Annotated in this window: 13 protein-coding genes; 6 read left to right on the top strand and 7 right to left on the bottom strand. The window is 51.5% G+C overall.

Annotation, left to right across the window (positions count from 1 at the left end; genetic code table 11):
* Window positions 1-339 precede the first annotated feature (339 nt).
* Window positions 340-3,825 carry a chromosome segregation protein SMC gene (gene smc, locus ACTHS4_RS00850; protein WP_440365369.1) on the top strand — a complete coding sequence of 1,162 codons (3,486 nt, stop codon included), beginning with the start codon at window positions 340-342 and terminating at the stop codon, window positions 3,823-3,825.
* A gap of 93 nt (window positions 3,826-3,918) precedes the next feature.
* Here the strand turns inward: smc and ACTHS4_RS00845 are convergent, their stop codons facing one another.
* From ACTHS4_RS00845 to pmbA, 3 genes are all read right to left on the bottom strand, one after another.
* Complete coding sequence (locus tag ACTHS4_RS00845; protein ID WP_440365367.1) at window positions 3,919-4,428, bottom strand: cold-shock protein; 510 nt, start codon at window positions 4,426-4,428, stop codon at window positions 3,919-3,921.
* Between the two features lie 154 nt (window positions 4,429-4,582).
* Window positions 4,583-5,752, bottom strand: a complete 1,170-nt coding sequence (locus ACTHS4_RS00840) for a glycosyltransferase (RefSeq protein ID WP_070826541.1) — start codon at window positions 5,750-5,752, stop codon at window positions 4,583-4,585.
* A gap of 87 nt (window positions 5,753-5,839) precedes the next feature.
* Window positions 5,840-7,171, bottom strand: coding sequence for a metalloprotease PmbA (pmbA, locus tag ACTHS4_RS00835; protein ID WP_440365365.1), 1,332 nt, complete (start codon window positions 7,169-7,171; stop codon window positions 5,840-5,842).
* A gap of 124 nt (window positions 7,172-7,295) precedes the next feature.
* On the opposite strand from pmbA, the gene yjgA reads away from it, so the two are divergent.
* From yjgA to ACTHS4_RS00815, 4 genes are all read left to right on the top strand, one after another.
* On the top strand, window positions 7,296-7,829 hold the full coding sequence (yjgA, locus tag ACTHS4_RS00830; RefSeq protein ID WP_070645101.1) for a ribosome biogenesis factor YjgA: 534 nt from the start codon (window positions 7,296-7,298) through the stop codon (window positions 7,827-7,829).
* 71 nt (window positions 7,830-7,900) lie between these two features.
* Complete coding sequence (locus tag ACTHS4_RS00825) at window positions 7,901-8,611, top strand: hypothetical protein (RefSeq protein ID WP_107810259.1); 711 nt, start codon at window positions 7,901-7,903, stop codon at window positions 8,609-8,611.
* A 103-nt stretch (window positions 8,612-8,714) separates the two neighbouring features.
* Window positions 8,715-10,415, top strand: coding sequence for a single-stranded-DNA-specific exonuclease RecJ (gene recJ / locus ACTHS4_RS00820; protein WP_440365362.1), 1,701 nt, complete (start codon window positions 8,715-8,717; stop codon window positions 10,413-10,415).
* A gap of 18 nt (window positions 10,416-10,433) precedes the next feature.
* On the top strand, window positions 10,434-11,369 hold the full coding sequence (locus tag ACTHS4_RS00815; RefSeq protein ID WP_371459996.1) for a DMT family transporter: 936 nt from the start codon (window positions 10,434-10,436) through the stop codon (window positions 11,367-11,369).
* A 70-nt stretch (window positions 11,370-11,439) separates the two neighbouring features.
* Here ACTHS4_RS00815 and ACTHS4_RS00810 read toward each other — a convergent pair whose 3' ends face one another.
* From ACTHS4_RS00810 to ACTHS4_RS00795, 4 genes are all read right to left on the bottom strand, one after another.
* Entirely contained in the window at window positions 11,440-12,423 is a 984-nt protein-coding gene (locus ACTHS4_RS00810) for a hypothetical protein (protein WP_070826535.1), read from the bottom strand.
* An 18-nt stretch (window positions 12,424-12,441) separates the two neighbouring features.
* Window positions 12,442-12,873 carry a hypothetical protein gene (locus ACTHS4_RS00805; RefSeq protein WP_070826534.1) on the bottom strand — a complete coding sequence of 144 codons (432 nt, stop codon included), beginning with the start codon at window positions 12,871-12,873 and terminating at the stop codon, window positions 12,442-12,444.
* Window positions 12,874-12,891: 18 nt separating this feature from the next.
* Window positions 12,892-13,323: a hypothetical protein gene (locus ACTHS4_RS00800; protein WP_070826533.1), complete on the bottom strand. Its 432-nt coding sequence runs from the start codon at window positions 13,321-13,323 to the stop codon at window positions 12,892-12,894.
* Window positions 13,324-13,423: 100 nt separating this feature from the next.
* Window positions 13,424-14,905 carry an aldehyde dehydrogenase family protein gene (locus tag ACTHS4_RS00795; RefSeq protein WP_049344070.1) on the bottom strand — a complete coding sequence of 494 codons (1,482 nt, stop codon included), beginning with the start codon at window positions 14,903-14,905 and terminating at the stop codon, window positions 13,424-13,426.
* Window positions 14,906-15,245: 340 nt separating this feature from the next.
* Between ACTHS4_RS00795 and adhP the strand changes: the two genes are divergently transcribed.
* Window positions 15,246-16,289 (top strand): alcohol dehydrogenase AdhP, encoded by a 1,044-nt coding sequence (gene adhP, locus ACTHS4_RS00790; RefSeq protein ID WP_003681279.1) that lies wholly within the window; start codon window positions 15,246-15,248, stop codon window positions 16,287-16,289.
* The last annotated feature ends 67 nt before the right edge of the window (window positions 16,290-16,356 follow it).

Genomic DNA, 16,356 nt, shown 5'->3' with positions numbered 1-16,356 from the left:
CTTGATGAAAAGGTTGGAGAGATCGTTTATCTGATTTTTAAACCTTTAATGTCCGATAATAACCATAAATCATAAAAAAATAAACAGTTTGTTTGCATTTCTGTACAAAAATTAATCAAAGGGAAGGTGGTTGGGTGGATATTTTCTTAGTTAATTGTTTTATATGAATTTATTTTGAATATTTTAGTGAGTTCGATAGCTGGTCTGTTTCTTTTTAACAAACTTTTCAGACGGCCTTTTGAAGATAAAAAAGCAGTCGGACTTTCTAGATGCTTTTCTCTCAACGGATAAGCGTATTTCCGTTAAAATACGCCTTCTTTTCCGATTCGAAACATTGCCATGCGCCTGACCCACATCAAACTCTCCGGCTTCAAATCTTTTACCGACCCGACCACGATTCATGTGCCGGGGCAGCTTGTTGCGGTTATCGGGCCGAACGGCTGCGGTAAGTCGAATGTGATTGACGCGGTGCGCTGGGTGTTGGGCGAGGCTTCGGCGAAGCAGCTTCGCGGCGAGAGTATGCAGGACGTGATTTTTAATGGTGCGGCGACGCGCCGTCCTGCGCCGAGGGCTTCGGTGGAGCTGGTGTTTGACAACAGCGACCACAGTTTGCAGGGGGCGTGGGGGCAGTATGCCGAGGTGAGCATCAAGCGGCAGCTGACGCGTCAGGGCGAATCGACTTATTTCATCAACAATCAGACCGTGCGCCGCCGCGACATTACCGATTTGTTTCTGGGTACGGGCGTGGGCGCGCGCGGTTATGCCGTTATCGAACAGGGGATGATTTCACGCATCATCGAAGCGCGGCCGGAGGAGTTGCGCGCCTATATCGAGGAGGCTGCGGGCGTGTCCAAATATAAGGAACGCCGCAAGGAGACGGAAGGCCGTCTGAAAGACACGCGTGAGCATTTGCAGCGTTTGGGCGATTTGCAGAACGAGTTGGCGCGTCAGGTGGAGAAGCTGGAAAAACAAGCTGAAACTGCCGAACGCTACAGATCCCTGACCGCGCAGTTGAACCAACAACAGGATTTGCTTGATTACGCCCAATGGCAGCAATCGCTTGCCGCCGCCGATAAGGCGACCGCGCAACATCAGTCTTTGCAGGCGCAGCAGGACGAAACCGCCGCGCAGGTTCAGGCGTTAAACGACGAAGTACACGCCTTGCAGACCGCCGAACAGTCGCAACAGCAGGCAGTACACGAACTGAGCAACAAACGCGGCGTGTTGCGCGAGCAGATTGCCCGTTTGGAAGAACAAATCCGCCACCAACAAAACCTGCACCAACGCATCGAACGCGACAAGCAGGCGGCGCAGGCGCAGATGCAGCGCATCCATCAGGAGCAGCAGCAAATCCGCGTGAAGCTGGAAGAAAACGAGTTGCAGGCCGAAGAAAAGCAAACCGAGTTGGCGGAATGGGCGATGGAGGTTGCCGAACACGAAGAACGTCTGCCCGAATTGGAAGAAGCCCAAGCCACGCTCAACGCCGCCTTCCAAACCCAGCAGGACGAGGCAAACCGCATCCGCCGCGAACTGGCGTTGAAGCAGCAGCAGCTTGCCCATGCCGAACAAACCGTTGCCAAGCACGAAGAGCGCAAAGGTCGTCTGAAACAGGAAAACCAAGCCCTGAACCTGCCCGACGAAGCCGAAACCGCCGCCGCGCAGGAAGCCGCCGCCTTGTTGCAAAGCCAGCAAGAGCATTACGAAGAACAAATCATTGCCGCCGAAGAAGCCTTACACGCCGCCCGCGAGGCGTTTCAGACGACCTCAAACCGTTTCCAAAGCCTAAAACAGCAACACATCACCTTGCAGGCGCAGCAGCAGGCGTTGTCGCAAATCCTGTCGCAACAGCAGGAAGCCGCCGACTTCTGGCAGGCAACCGACCACGCCGCCGCGCCGCAACTGTGGCAACATATCACCGCGCCCGCAGAGTGGCAGCACGCCTTGTCCGTCATCCTTGCCGAACGCCTGCATGCCCGCGCCGTGCCGCACGGCTTCGTGCCGCCCGCGCCGTTGCCCCAAGGGCAGGCGGCATGGCTTTCAGACGACCTCTCGGGCGGCATCAAAAAATCTCTGCCCGTACAGGCATTACTGAACCAAATCCAAGCGCAGCCGCCGTTTCAGACGGCATTGCACCACTGGCTCGACGGCGTATTGTGCGCGCCCGATTTGAGTTACGCCCTTGCGCATCAAAGCGATTTGGGCGCACACCAAATCTGGCTCACGCCCGAAGGCCATCAGGTCGACAAAGTCAGCGTCCTGCTCTATGCCAAACCCGCGCAGGAAAGCCTGATTGCCCAAAAAGCACGCCTCGACGGCATCGCGTCCGAACTGGAAAACCTCGCCCCTGAGCTCTCCGCCGCCGAAGCCGCGTTCAAACAGGCGGAGGCTACCGTGCGCTCGTCCGAAGTGCAGCATAAAAACCTGATGCAGCAGCAACAGCAGCACACGCGCCAATACAGCCAAGCGCAGCAACGCGCCGCCGAACTCTTGGCGCGCACCAACCAAGGGCAAATCCGCCGCGAACACATCGAGCGCGAACTGGCGCAGTTGGCGGAAGAACAGACCGTGTTGCAACACACGTCCGACGGGCTTTCAGACGACATCGCTACTTTGCAGGAAGCCGCCGCCGAACTCGAACACCAACAGCAAACCACCGCGCACAGCCGCCAAGAGCAGCAAGGCCGTCTGAAACAAGCACAGCTTGCCCTGTTGGAAGCCAACCGCCAATACGGGCTGGCCGAAGTCGCCGTCCACAAGCTCAACCAGCAAAAACAAAACTACCAACAGCAAATCGCCCGGCTCGAACAGCAAACTCTGGACTGGCAGGAACGCCAGCAAGAGCTTGCCCTCGCCTATGAAACCGAGTTCCAAAACGACGAGCAGCACATCAAGCTCGACGAATTGACCGAAGCCGTACAAACTTTGGATGAAGAGTACATCGCCGTGCAGGACAAACTTGCGCAGATTCAGGAGCAGGGCAGGGAGCAATACGCCCGCGTACAAACCCTGCAAACCAAGCTGCCGCAGCTTCAGGCAGCCACCCAAACCGCTCTGTTGCAGCAGCAGGAAGCCCTGATTAACGCCAAACGCTACCATCAAAACCTGACCGAACGCGCCGCTGATTTGGACGCGCTCGAAGCGTTGGCGAAAGAATCGCCGAAAGTATTGAACAGCAGCATCGGCAGCCTCACCCAGCAAATCGAAGCCCTCGGCGCCGTCAACCTCGCCGCCCTGCAAGAACTCGAAGAAGCGCGCGAACGCGACGGCTACTATCGCAGCCAAAGCGAAGACGTGCAGGCCGCCATCACCCTTTTGGAAGAAGCCATTGCCCAAATCGACGACAAAACCAAAGAGCGTTTCAAAGAAACCTTCGACGCCGTCAACGGCAAAGTCCAAACCTTCTTCCCGACCCTGTTCGGCGGCGGCGAAGCCACCCTCAAAATGATAGGCGACGACCTCCTGACCGCCGGCGTGTCCATCATGGCGCGCCCGCCCGGCAAGAAAAACAGCACCATCCACCTCCTCTCCGGCGGCGAAAAAGCCCTCACCGCCATGAGCCTCGTGTTCGCCCTGTTCAGCCTTAACCCCGCCCCTTTCTGCCTTCTGGACGAAGTCGACGCCCCGCTGGACGAGGCCAACACCTCGCGTTTCTGCAACCTGGTCAAAGAAATGTCGGCGCAAACCCAGTTCCTCTACATCTCCCACAACCGCCTGACCATGGAAATGGCGGAGCAGCTCGTCGGCGTAACCATGCAGGAAAAAGGCGTATCGCGTGTCGTTGCCGTGGACATCAAGCAGGCGTTGGAAATGGCGGAGCCGAATTGAGGTAAGAATAAAGGCCGTCTGAAAGAATGAGGAAGAAATCTATTATTTCATCTTCCCATTTTTTCAGACGGCCTTTTTTTATTGGATAAAGCGTTATTGTTTTGCCGTATTATCTTGGGCGCGTTGAGGTTGCTTTGTGCGGTGGTTGCTGCCGTTGACTGCATCGCGCCATGCTTTGCGTTCGGCTTCGATTTTGGCGGCTACTTCGTGAACCATGGTTTCTTGTTTTTTGACGGCCGGCTCTTTGGGTGTGTTGTCGGAAAAGTGGAGGCCGTACCACAAGGCGGTGAAAATGCTGCAGACGAAGATCACGGCAATCAGGCCGACGATGGCTTGTTTGCCGGCGAGGGGTTTTTCGGGGGGAGGGACGAGGACATCGAAGCAGTCGGCGCAATCGAGGGCGAAGCAGACATTTTCAGCTTCTTTGCGGCCGCGCCGGCCTTCTGTGATGTTGAAGGAGATGTGTTGCCCTTCGGCCGGAAGGCGGGTAAGGGTGGTGAAGGCGGCAAGGGCAAGAAAGATTTCTTGGCCTGTGTCTTCTATGGTAGCGGCTCCGAAGCCGCGCTTGCTGTTCCAGCGAGTAATCGTTCCGTAATAGCGCATAATGTATGTGGGGATATTATTATAGGTAACAGTTTTTCCTTGGACTGATTTTAAATCAAAAAGTTTAGTTATTGTCTTAATTTTACACTAGATTTGTCTTATTGGAAGCAGGCAGGCCGTCTGAAGGATTTCAGACGGCCTGTATGGTTTATGCCTACTTATTAAGCACTTTTTGGAAGGTGTCGATCAGGTGTTGCGCAATGGCACGGCTGCCGAATTGTTGCAGGCAATCTTGGCGCAAGCGGACGGGATTGTAGTTTGCATGGTTTTCGTAGAGGGTGAGCAATGCTTTGGTCAGTTCCGGTATGTTTTCGATTGGCACCAGCAGGCCGTTGTCGGATGTGACGATGGATTCGGGGCCGCCGCAGCGTGTGGCGATAACGGGCAAACCTTGCGACAGTGCTTCGATATAGACGACGCCGAAGGTCTCGGTACGGCTGGCGAGGACGAATGCGTTGCTGTGGCGCATGAGGTCTAGGGTTTGGTCGGTGGTTAATGCGCCGGTAAAGGTAACGGCGTGATTGATGCCCAAGTCGCTTGCTAGTTGTTTCAGACGGCCTTCTTCTGCGCCGCCGCCGCCGATTTTGAGTTTGAGCTGCGGATAGGTTTTGAGTGCTTCTGAAAAAGCAGGCAGGAGCAGGTCGTGGCCTTTGAGGTGGCGCAGGTGGGAGACACTGCAGAAGGTAAAATCTTGATTGTTTTTTTCGGGGAACTCGAAATCCTGTTCAAAATTGCCGCCCAGCATATTGGGCAGGTATTGCCAGTCTGTACCGGCGTAGGTTTTTTCGAGAATGCGGCAGAAATCACGGCTGACGGCGAACCGGGCTGCGCTGTGGCGCACGGCTTCGTGCATGGATGGCCATTGGTTTTTGCGGACAAGGCCGCGTGAAATGGCGCTGCTGTGTTCGGTAATCACATAGGGAATGCCGTATTTTTTGAAGATGGCGCAGGCCAAAATGGCGGCATAGTTGACGCAATGGGCGTGAATTACGTCGGGTTTGCCGTTGTCGGCGATATAGGCTTCAAAAGCTTTCATGCCTGCGTTGACCCAGCGGATGCGGTCGATATCGACAACCGGACAGCGCGGGAAGAAATACATGCTGTCGTAGGCGTAAGTATTGAGTCCGCCTTGCTGATGGCGGCGCAGGCCGTAGAAGCGCGAGAAGATGGTTTTCGGCTGGCTTCTCAAATAGCGGAACATGGGCACGACCATGCCGATTTTTATGCCTTCGCGTTGCAGTGCTTGGGCTTGGAGGCGGAAAAAAATTCCGTCCACGTCGGTTTCGGAAGAAGGATACCAAGAGGGGATAACGACAATATGCATGATGTGTTTTTTATGGAAGTAGATAACGGCGAGGCCGTCTGAAAAGAAAAGATATCTTTCAGACGGCCTTTTGTCTATTTAGTTCAATCAGTTGCCGGCAACTGTCATTTTGGAAACCAAGATGGAGCCGATTTGGTTGGACGAACGGCGTAATGCGTCGTCTGCCACGCCGATGATGTCGCGGTACATATCCTGCAAACGTCCGGCAATGGTGATTTCCTGAACCGGGTAGGCAATGACGCCGTTTTCCACCCAAAAACCGGCTGCGCCGCGCGAGTAGTCACCAGTAATGCCGTTGACACCTTGTCCCATCAATTCGGTAACCAGCAAACCTGTCCCCATTTCTTTCAACAGGTCGGCCTGCGCGGCGTGGGTGTGGTTCAGATACAGATTGTGCGCGCCGCCGGCATTGCCCGTTGTCTGCATGCCGAGTTTTTTCGCGCTGTAACTGCTGAGGAAATAGCCTTCGACGACGCCGTCTTTCACCACAAAACGAGGCTGCGTGGCCACGCCTTCGGCATCGAAATAAGTGCTGCGGAACGAGCGCAGGATATGCGGTTCTTCGCGCAGGCTGAGAAACTCGGGCAGCACCTGTTTGCCGATGCTGTCAATCAGGAAGCTGCTTTGACGGTAAAGCGCGCCGCCGCTGAGTGCGCCGATAAGGTGGCCGATTAAACCGACTGCGACAGTGGTGTCAAACAGTACGGGATAGCTGCCGGTCGGTACGCTGCGGCTGTTCAGACGGCGTAAAGTCCGTTCGGCTGCGGTTTTACCGATGAGTTCGGGCGCGTCCATGTCTTCGTGACGGCAGGAAGAATCGTACCAATAGTCGCGCTGCATGCCGTGTTCGTCGCTGGCGACCACGCTGCAAGAAATGCTGTGGTGCGTGCTTTGCTGGTGTGCGGCAAAGCCGTGGGTGTTGCCGTAAACATATTGGTAATGGCCGGTATGAACCGATGCGCCTTCGGAATTTTCAATGCGTTTGTCCGTTGACAGCGCGGCCTGTTCGCATTGCTTGGCCAAATCGATGGCGGATTCGGTACTCAAATCCCATTCGTGGTAGCGGTCGAGGTCGCCGATATGGGTTGCCATCAAGGCAGCATCGGCAAGATCGGCGCAATCGTCTTCGGCGGTATAGCGTGCAATATCGATGGCGGCTTTGACCGTATCTTGCAGGGCACGTTCGGAGAAGTCGGCAGTGCTGGCGCGGCCTTTGCGTTGGCCGACATAGACCGTAATGTCTAAAGATTTGTCTTGTTGGAACTCGATTTGTTCGATTTCGCCCAAGCGCACGCTGACGCTTTGGCCGAGCGACTCGCTGAAATCGGCTTCGGCCGCGGTGGCGCCGGATTGTTTGGCCAAATCCAGCGTGTGTCCGCACAAGCGCAACAGCTCGTCCGGTGTGTGGTTAAACAGCATAAAAAGGTTTCCTGACAGGGTTTTGCGGCATTTTAACCGTTTCAGACGGCCTCTGCAAAAATCGCACGGAAAGGCCGTCTGAAAACTGATAAAATAGGCAGATTCAGAAAATCAGGGAAACACAATGTTTGAACAAGAAGACGAATGGGTCAGCAAAACCCAAATGAAAAAGCAGATGAACGATTTGCAGGCTTTGGGTATGGAATTGACCAAGCTCTCCAGCGATACGCTGAAAAAAATCGGCTTGGACGAAGAGCTGTTCGAGGCCATCGCCACCTATAAAAAAATCACGTCCAACAGCGCGCTCAAACGCCAAGCACAATTTATCGGCCGCCTGATGCGCGATACCGACCCCGCACCCATCGAAGCCTATTTGGCCAAACTGCGCGGCGACAATACGGCACACAATGCCTTTTTGCAACGCGTCGAGCAGGCGCGTACCCGACTGTTGGCAGACGATGGCGCGATTACCCAATTTATGGCCGATTTTCCGCAAGCCGACGCCGGCAAATTGCGCACCTTGATCCGCAACACTAAAAAAGAGCAGGAACAAAACAAACCGCCTAAAAACTTCCGCGCGCTGTTCCAAGAAATTAAAGCAGTGATGGAGGCCGGTCAATCCGATGCTTCAGAAGAAGGGCAGGATTGGGAAGAATAAACCTCAAGGCCGTCTGAAAACGGATTGCGGTTTTCAGACGGCCTGTATCGTAATACCGAAGGAGGATGACCATGAAATTTCGCTACTCTGTGACCGTCTTGCTGGTTGGTGTATTGACCCTCAATGGTTGTACTACTGATCTTTGGGAAAGAAATAGCCCATTCCAGCAAACCACAACCGAAAAAACCGTCGCTAAAGACAATATTCAAGCATTTGGCGTGGTTGCCCAAGACAATACGCAACTGGAAACAGGCAGCTTGGTCATGATGGGCAAAAAATATTGGTTTGTCGTTAATCCTAAAGATTCGGCCAAGTTGAAGGCAGTTTTGGACGCTAAGCTGAGTAAACGCTTTCAAATGGTTCAGCAAAACCCAAAACAGGTGTATGAGGCTTTGCCGGTTGAATTGAAATCTCCTGAAGCGCAAACTTTCCGCTCGAATTTCTGCCTGCGTTACGATACTCAAAAAGCTGCCGAGATTGCCAAGTTAAAACAGTTGGCGTTCAAGCCGGTCGAACTCGATGGTAAAACTGTTTACACACGGTGTATTTCTACCGAAGGTCATTATTATGCAACGCCGAAAAATGTTGCCGAAGATCGCCGTTTTGACACTGCCGTTCCGGTCAGAATTTATTATGTGGAAACCAAAACAAGCACCGACGTTCGGAAGTTGACGGGGAATATCCTGAAAACGCCATTTACATTGGCTTTGGACGCAGTCGGCGCAGTGATAGCAGGCTCATATGTCGTAGTCAGTGAAATTATCGATGCTTCACGCAAATAATATCCAAGGCCGTCTGAAAATGGATTGCAGGTTTCAGACGGCCTCCTCCTTAAAATAAACGCTTCAAAAAGATTAATTTTCTCTTTATTTAATCCCACACACCATGTCCGTCAAAATCCAAACACGTTCCATTAATCCGACTGTTTTTAACGACTTGCTCACTGCCGGTACCGATCCTTTGATTGCGCGGCTGTGTGCTGCGCGTGATGTGCAAAGTCCGGCAGAATTGGACGACAAACTTGCTGCGCTTTTGCCGTATCAAACGCTGACAAACTGCGAAGCCGCCGCCGGCCGTTTGGCGGATGCGATTAAGCGTCAGGAAAAAATCCTGATTGTCGCCGATTACGATGCCGACGGTGCGACGGCGTGTTCCGTCGGGATGAGCGGTTTGGCGGCGATGGGGGCGAAAGTGGATTTCCTTGTGCCCAACCGCTTTGAACACGGCTACGGCTTAACGCCCGAGCTGGCTGAAATCGCCGCCGCGCAAGGCGTGGATTTATTGGTGACGGTGGATAACGGTATCGCCAGCATTGCAGGCGTGGCGCGTGCGCAGGAATTGGGTTTGGATGTGATTGTTACCGACCACCATCTGCCTGCCGAGACCGTACCCGACTGCATCATCGTCAATCCGAACCAAAAAGGCTGCGGTTTCCAAAGCAAAAGCTTGGCGGGCGTGGGCGTGATTTTTTATGTATTGATGGCTTTGCGCGCCGAACTGCGCCGTCGCAATTATTTTTCAGACGGCCTGAAAGAGCCGAATCTGGGCGATCTTTTGGATTTGGTCGCACTCGGTACCGTCGCCGATGTTGTCACTCTAGACCACAACAACCGTATCCTCGTGTCTCAAGGTTTGAAACGGATGCGTTTGGGCAAAATGCGCCCCGGTATCCGCGCCTTGTTTGAAGTAGCGCGACGGGATTGGCGCAAGGCTCAGCCGTTTGATATGGGCTTTGCGTTGGGACCGCGCATTAATGCGGCCGGACGGCTGGACGATATGTCGGTCGGCATTGCCTGCCTGTTGGCGCAAGATGATGCCGAAGCGCAGGAACTGGCGGCTCAGTTAAACAACCTCAATATCGAGCGTCGCGAAATCGAGCAGTCTATGCTGCAAGACGCGCTGAATGATTTTCCTGAAACCATGCCTCCAGGGCAGACAACTTTGGTGGCGTATCGCGACGACTTCCATCAAGGCGTGGTTGGCATCGTTGCCAGCCGCCTCAAAGACCGTTTTTATCGTCCGACCATCGTGTTTGCGCCTGCCGACAACGGCGAAGTGCGCGGTTCGGGACGCTCCATTCCCAATCTGCACCTGCGCGATGCTTTGGACTTGGTGTCAAAACGCCATCCCGATTTGATTTTGAAATTCGGCGGACACGCGATGGCGGCAGGTTTGAGCATACTTGAACACAATATTCCTGCATTTCAGACGGCCTTTGAAAAAGCCGTGCGCGAGATGGTGTGCGAAGACGATTTGTCGCAAACCTATATTACCGACGGCAGCCTGCCCGCCCGCGATATTACGCTGGAACAGGCGCAGAACCTTGCCCGACACGTTTGGGGGCAGGGCTTCGCTCCGCCGAGTTTTACCGACGAATTTCACGTTATCCGCCAGCAACCTTTGGGTGCGGAAGGCAAACACAAAAAAGTCTGGCTGCAAAAAGACGGCTACGAATTTGAAGCCATGTTTTGGCGTTGCAGCGAAGACATTCCCGAATACATCCGCACGGTGTACCGCCCCGTTGCCAACGAATGGCGGAATAATCTTGAATTGCAGCTTTATATCGATTACTGGGAAGCCGCGTAAACAAAGGCCGTCTGAAAAATGAAGAAACAAAAACCTTGGCTCGGCTTTTCATTGGCGCTGCTTGCCACCATGACTTGGGGCTCGCTGCCGGTTATCGCCCAACAGGCCTTAAAAGCCGTCGATGCGCCCACGCTGGTGTGGGTACGCTTTTTAGTGGCTTCGCTGGTGTTGTTTGTATTGCTGGGTTTGACCGGCAAGCTGCCGAGGCCGTCTGAATTTTCCAAGCAAACCTTGTTTTTATTGGTGTTGGGCATTATCGGCATTTCTGCCAATTTCGTTCTCGTTGCCATGGGTTTGCACTATATCTCGCCGACAACCACGCAGGTGTTGTGGCAGCTCTCGCCCTTTACCATGATTTTGGTCGGCGTAGGCGTGTTTAAAGAAGCCTTTACGCATTGGCAAAAAATCGGCTTGATGCTTTTGCTGACGGGTTTGGTCATGTTTTTCAACGACAAATTCGGCGAACTTTTCAGCTTGGGCAGCTACGCGGTCGGCGTGATGATGGCAGCTTCGGGCAGCATGATTTGGGTATGCTACGGTGTGGCGCAAAAACTTTTGTCCAAACATTTCAATTCGCAACAAATCCTGCTCATGATTTATTTTTGCAGCAGCTTTGTTTTCCTGCCGTTTGCCGAACCATTGCAAATCGCACATATCGGCAATCCGTTTTTATGGGGCTGCTTTATCTATTGCTGCTTAAACACGCTGATCGGCTACGGTTCATTCGGCGAAGCACTCAACCATTGGGACGCTTCAAAAGTCAGTATCGTAACCACGCTGATTCCCGTATTCACCATGATATTTTCCACCATCGGCCATCATCTCGCCCCCGATTATTTTGCCGCTTCAGATATGAATATCGTCAGCTATGTGGGTGCTATGGTGGTTGTGGCCGGCGCGTTGCTTGCTGTAGCCGGAGAGAAAGTGATGGGGCTTTTTTTGAGAAAGATATAAAGCATTTATTGAGAAACAGAATAAAGCAAGGCCGTCTGAAACAAGTTTCAGACGGCCTCATGTGGAACGGTCAGCCGAAAGACCGTCCTCCCAATTCCCTTTCCGCAGGATTCTGCTGCACAGAAATTTCCCTCGCTGCCGTTTGTTGCCGTTCCTGTTCCATTCTTTCCTGTACTTTAGCATTGAAAGCATCAACAACTTCGCGGTTTTCCGCCAAAACCTGTTTGGCGAAAGAGCCGTCCTTATCGTTGAGTAAGCCTTGAACCAAGGTATGGAATTTATCTGCTTGGGATAGCGATTTTTCACGGGTCGGAGCGGTAACGTCCTCGATGTGTTTGTCTCTGCGACGGGCATCGGCGGGATGTTTGACGCCGTAAGCCGTATTCATACGGAAGTTTTTTAAATCTTCCATATCCAGTTTGCCTTCGACTTTGACCTGTCGTCCTCCCGGCAGCCTTACTCCGTTATCTTCTTTACTCTGGCTGAGGAACTCCACCAAAGCTTCGTTTACTTTTTTGCCATATTGGTTGCCTATATCGGCAATAAAGACTTGTGCCTGCATATTGGATTGCAGGAATTGCTTGTTTTCAAGATTTGTGATTTTAGAAATAACTTTATGGACTTCACCAACTTTTTTATTAAGAACTTTAACATAATCCCGATTGATTAATGAGATACCGGTTTCGGAAGCCAAAGCCTGATTCAATTTCGGTTTCAGATTTTGATACACCTGTTTGTCTTCGGCAGACATTTTATTGAATGGCTTGTATAGATGGATTTGCATCTGCTTTATTTCATTATCGGAAATAAAACGGTTGCCTTTTGAGTCTGCTGCCTCTCTCGCAATCCGTTCCAACAAATTCCTCCCTTCATTATTGCCGCCTATGTCGTACTGGATAGGACCGAAACTCGGACCGCTGGCAGCCTTCTCCGCATTTGATATTTTGTACGCGCCGCGCCCGCCCGACAATTCGTTTACCATCATGGCTTGATGGATATAGTATTTCAAACCGTCTTCCGGTTTCAGATGGTCTCCGCCTGTAAAACGACTCATATCAGTCTCCTATAAAAATTAAAAACGTTCCAATGCTTTCAAGTGATATTGTGTTTGTTGAACGTCACACAGATAGAGGATTTTATCTGAAGGAGTTTTCAAATCGGTTGTGATTGTCGGGTCGGAACAAAGTTCCTCCTTATAAGCCTTCCATTTTGAGCGGATGCTTGCAAAATACTGTTTTGTCAAGCCATGAAGTTTTTGGTCTTTGGCAGTGGCACGTCGAAATAAATCTTCGTACTTCTTATCTAATGCAATTTCAAAATCTAATAGGGTAAGCCTCAAACAATCTTCATCCATTTGGTCAACAGGTTCGGGACAAAGATTCTTTTCCTGTTTCGGTTTAACGGCATTTGCAGCTTTATCAGACGAACCTGCCGCACCGACACAGGCGGCGGATGTCATTATTACCAGAAACGGCAGAATGCAACGGATTTTGTGTTTCGACATATCAGTCTCCTATAAAAATTAAAAACGTTCCAATGCTTTTAAATGAAGCTGCGTCTGTTCGATAGCGCAAAGAGTGTGAATCCGATCCGCCGGTGTTTTCAAATCGGTCGTTACCGTCGGGTCGTAACATAGTTCGTCCTGATAAGCCTTCCATTTTGAGCGGATGCTTGTAAAATACTGTTTTGTCATGCCATGAAGTTTTCGGTCTTTGGCAGCGGCACGTCGAAATAAATCTTTGTACTTCATGTCCAGTTTGTTTTCAAGTTTCAGCAGAGTAATTTCTAAACAATCTTCATCCATTTGGTCAACAGGTTCGGGACAAAGATTCTTTTCCTGTTTCGGTTTAACGGCATTTGCAGCTTTATCAGATGACCCTGCTGCACTGACACAGGCAGCGGATGCCATCACGGCCAGCAGTGGCAGAATGTAACGTGTTTTGTGTTTCGACATAATTTATCTCCTAAAAAAGTTATTGTGTAATTAATAGGGCAGTTTGAAAAGTTTTCAAACTGCCCTATCATGTTTAAACCGCTATCATGCGAACATTCAATCAATAGAAGCCTTCGCGCTCTTCGCGGGTGGAGATGTAAATGTTTTTCACCTGCGTATAAGCGGCGAGCATCATTTTGTGGGTCTCGCGGCCGATGCCCGAAGTTTTGTAGCCGCCAAACGGCGCGCCGGCAGGCAGGCGGTTGTAGCAGTTTACCCAAACGCGGCCGGTTTCCAATGCGTTGGAAACGCGCAGGCAGCGGTTGATGTCGGTACTCCACACTGCGCCGCCCAAGCCGTATTCGCTGTCGTTGGCCATTTTGATGACTTCTTCTTCGGTTTTGAATTTAATCACGGTGGCAACCGGGCCGAAGATTTCTTCTTGGGCAACACGGGCTTCGTTGCTGCTGGCTTCAATCAAAGTCGGTTCGACAAATTCGCCTTTGCCCAATTCGCCTTCGATTTTTTTACCGCCGGTAATGATGCGGCAGCCTTCTTGTTCGCCGATTTTGACGTATTTCAAAATGGTCTCGAGTTGACCGGCATTGACTTGAGAACCCATTTGGGTGTCGTCTTCCCAAGGCAGGCCGACTTTGATTTTTTTGAATTCTTCAGCCAAAGCATTGACGAATTTGTCGTAAATGCCTTCTTGTACAAAAATGCGCGAACCGGCGCAGCACACTTGGCCTTGGTTGAACAAAATACCTTTTTGCGCGCCTTCGAGGGCTTTGTCGAAAGGCATATCGTCGAAGAAGATGTTGGCAGATTTGCCGCCCAATTCCAAAGTGGACGGAATCAGTAATTCAGCAGCAGCGATGCCGACGCGGCGGCCGACTTCGGTTGAGCCGGTAAAGGCCAGTTTGTTGAAGCCTTTGTGGTGCAGCATGTATTCGCCGGATTTGGAACCGCGGCCGGTAATCACGTTCAACACGCCTTTAGGCAGCAAGTGGTTGATTTTTTGAGCGAGGGACAACAGGCTCAATGAAGTGCTGGAAGAAGGGTGGATGACGATGGTACAACCTGCGGCCAATGCCGGAGCGATTTTCCATGCGGCCATCAAGAATGGGAAGTTCCAAGGAATGATTTGGCCGACAACGCCGATCGGTTCGCGCAAAACGATGGACAGGTCTTCGGCGTCAAGCTGGGTCGCAGTGCCTTCTTCGCCGCGGATCACGCTGGCGAAATAGCGGAAATGGTCGGAAGCCAAAGGCACGTCGGCGGCACGGGTTTCGCGGATCGGTTTGCCGTTGTCCAAGGTTTCTTGCAGGGCAAACAATTCGGCGTTTTCATCAATCACATCGGCGATTTTGTTCAAAATGGCCGCGCGTTCGGCAGTCGTGGTTTTGCGCCATGTTTTGAATGCTTCTTGTGCAGCGGCTACGGCAGCATCGACATCAGCATCGGTTGCGTCTGTGAACTTGGCCAACTCATCGCCATTGGCAGGGTTGTAAGAGGATAAAAGTTTGCCTTCGCTACCTTTCGTCCATTCGCCGTTGATTAAAAGACCATATTCTTTATCAAACACATTTAAATCTTTTGCCATAATGCTGTCTCCTTAATGAATGGGAATAGGTGGTTCAACACCATGAAAGCAGCTTATGCTTTTTTCTTTTTAAGTTCAAGTACTAAAAATGAGAATGTTCTTAAAATTTACATTTGCAATGTTGTTTTATGTAGCAGGCCGTCTGAAAAATTAAGGATTTGATTGAAATGAAAGTGCATTTGTTAATATATTTAAAGATTCAGGCGGCCTGAATAGGATTTGTTATGGTATAACATCATAACTCGTTGTTTTGAAAAAGATTATGGGTTGACGGCTTAGGGTATGGGGAGTATTCTCATTTATAGCTAAACAGTTTTTCAACACCCTAGGAGACTCTCTCATGAAAATGCATGCTGTGGTAGTAAATAAAGATGTAGCAGGTGATGTAGAAGTTGTTGAACGCGAACTGCGTCCGCTGGAATACGGCGAGGCGTTGGTGGAAGTTGAGTATTGCGGCGTGTGCCACACCGACTTGCACGTTGCGGCAGGCGATTACGGCGACAAACCGGGTCGCGTATTGGGACACGAAGGCATCGGTTTGGTTAAAGAAGTTGCCGACGGTGTGAAAAATCTGAAAGTCGGCGACCGTGTCAGCATCGCATGGCTGTTCCAAAGCTGCGGTTCTTGCGAATACTGTAATACCGGCCGCGAAACCTTGTGCCGCTCTGTATTGAACGCAGGCTATACTGCCGACGGCGGCATGGCGACCCACTGTATCGTGAGTGCCGATTATGCGGTCAAAGTTCCTGAAGGCTTGGATCCTGCGCAAGCTTCCAGTATCACTTGTGCCGGCGTAACTACTTATAAAGCCATTAAAGTTTCCGGCGTCCGTCCGGGCCAATGGATTGCGATTTACGGCGCAGGCGGTTTGGGCAACTTGGCGGTTCAATACGCGAAAAAAGTGTTTGGCGCGCACGTTGTTGCCATTGATGTTAATGACGACAAACTGGCTTTTGCCAAAGAAACCGGTGCGGATTTGGTAATCAATGCCGCCAAAGAAGATGCGGCTCAAGTCATCCAAGAGAAAACTGGTGGCGCACACGCAGCCGTTGTAACAGCCGTATCCGCTGCTGCCTTCAATTCAGGTGTTAACTGCGTCCGCGCAGGCGGTCGTGTCGTTGCAGTTGGCTTGCCACCTGAGTCTATGGATTTGTCTATCCCACGCTTGGTATTGGACGGCATCGAAGTGGTCGGCTCTTTGGTCGGTACCCGCAAAGATTTGGAGGAAGCATTCCAATTCGGCGCAGAAGGTTTGGTTGTGCCTAAAGTCGAGTTGCGTGCTTTGGATGAAGCGCCTGCCATCTTCCAAGAAATGCGCGAAGGTAAAATTACCGGCCGTATGGTGATTGATATGAATAAAGAGTGCAGCTGCATTCATCACTAATCAAATGATTCCGTGACAAAAAGGCCGTCTGAAAAATTTCAGACGGCCTTTTTTATTGGATTGGATA

The organism is Neisseria sp. P0014.S009, from assembly GCF_051958155.1.
GTDB classification, from domain to species: domain Bacteria; phylum Pseudomonadota; class Gammaproteobacteria; order Burkholderiales; family Neisseriaceae; genus Neisseria; species Neisseria flavescens_C.
The sequence above is the reverse complement of the archived record's forward strand: the minus strand, read 5'-3'. Positions and strand labels throughout refer to the sequence as shown.

What these genes read in the sequence shown, in the direction of transcription:
- smc (WP_440365369.1), top strand. Translation starts at nt 340, where the DNA reads ATGCGCCTGACCCACATCAAACTCTCCGGCTTCAAATCTTTTACCGAC.
- ACTHS4_RS00845 (WP_440365367.1), bottom strand. Translation starts at nt 4,428, where the DNA reads ATGCGCTATTACGGAACGATTACTCGCTGGAACAGCAAGCGCGGCTTC.
- ACTHS4_RS00840 (WP_070826541.1), bottom strand. Translation starts at nt 5,752, where the DNA reads ATGCATATTGTCGTTATCCCCTCTTGGTATCCTTCTTCCGAAACCGAC.
- pmbA (WP_440365365.1), bottom strand. Translation starts at nt 7,171, where the DNA reads ATGCTGTTTAACCACACACCGGACGAGCTGTTGCGCTTGTGCGGACAC.
- yjgA (WP_070645101.1), top strand. Translation starts at nt 7,296, where the DNA reads ATGTTTGAACAAGAAGACGAATGGGTCAGCAAAACCCAAATGAAAAAG.
- ACTHS4_RS00825 (WP_107810259.1), top strand. Translation starts at nt 7,901, where the DNA reads ATGAAATTTCGCTACTCTGTGACCGTCTTGCTGGTTGGTGTATTGACC.
- recJ (WP_440365362.1), top strand. Translation starts at nt 8,715, where the DNA reads ATGTCCGTCAAAATCCAAACACGTTCCATTAATCCGACTGTTTTTAAC.
- ACTHS4_RS00815 (WP_371459996.1), top strand. Translation starts at nt 10,434, where the DNA reads ATGAAGAAACAAAAACCTTGGCTCGGCTTTTCATTGGCGCTGCTTGCC.
- ACTHS4_RS00810 (WP_070826535.1), bottom strand. Translation starts at nt 12,423, where the DNA reads ATGAGTCGTTTTACAGGCGGAGACCATCTGAAACCGGAAGACGGTTTG.
- ACTHS4_RS00805 (WP_070826534.1), bottom strand. Translation starts at nt 12,873, where the DNA reads ATGTCGAAACACAAAATCCGTTGCATTCTGCCGTTTCTGGTAATAATG.
- ACTHS4_RS00800 (WP_070826533.1), bottom strand. Translation starts at nt 13,323, where the DNA reads ATGTCGAAACACAAAACACGTTACATTCTGCCACTGCTGGCCGTGATG.
- ACTHS4_RS00795 (WP_049344070.1), bottom strand. Translation starts at nt 14,905, where the DNA reads ATGGCAAAAGATTTAAATGTGTTTGATAAAGAATATGGTCTTTTAATC.
- adhP (WP_003681279.1), top strand. Translation starts at nt 15,246, where the DNA reads ATGAAAATGCATGCTGTGGTAGTAAATAAAGATGTAGCAGGTGATGTA.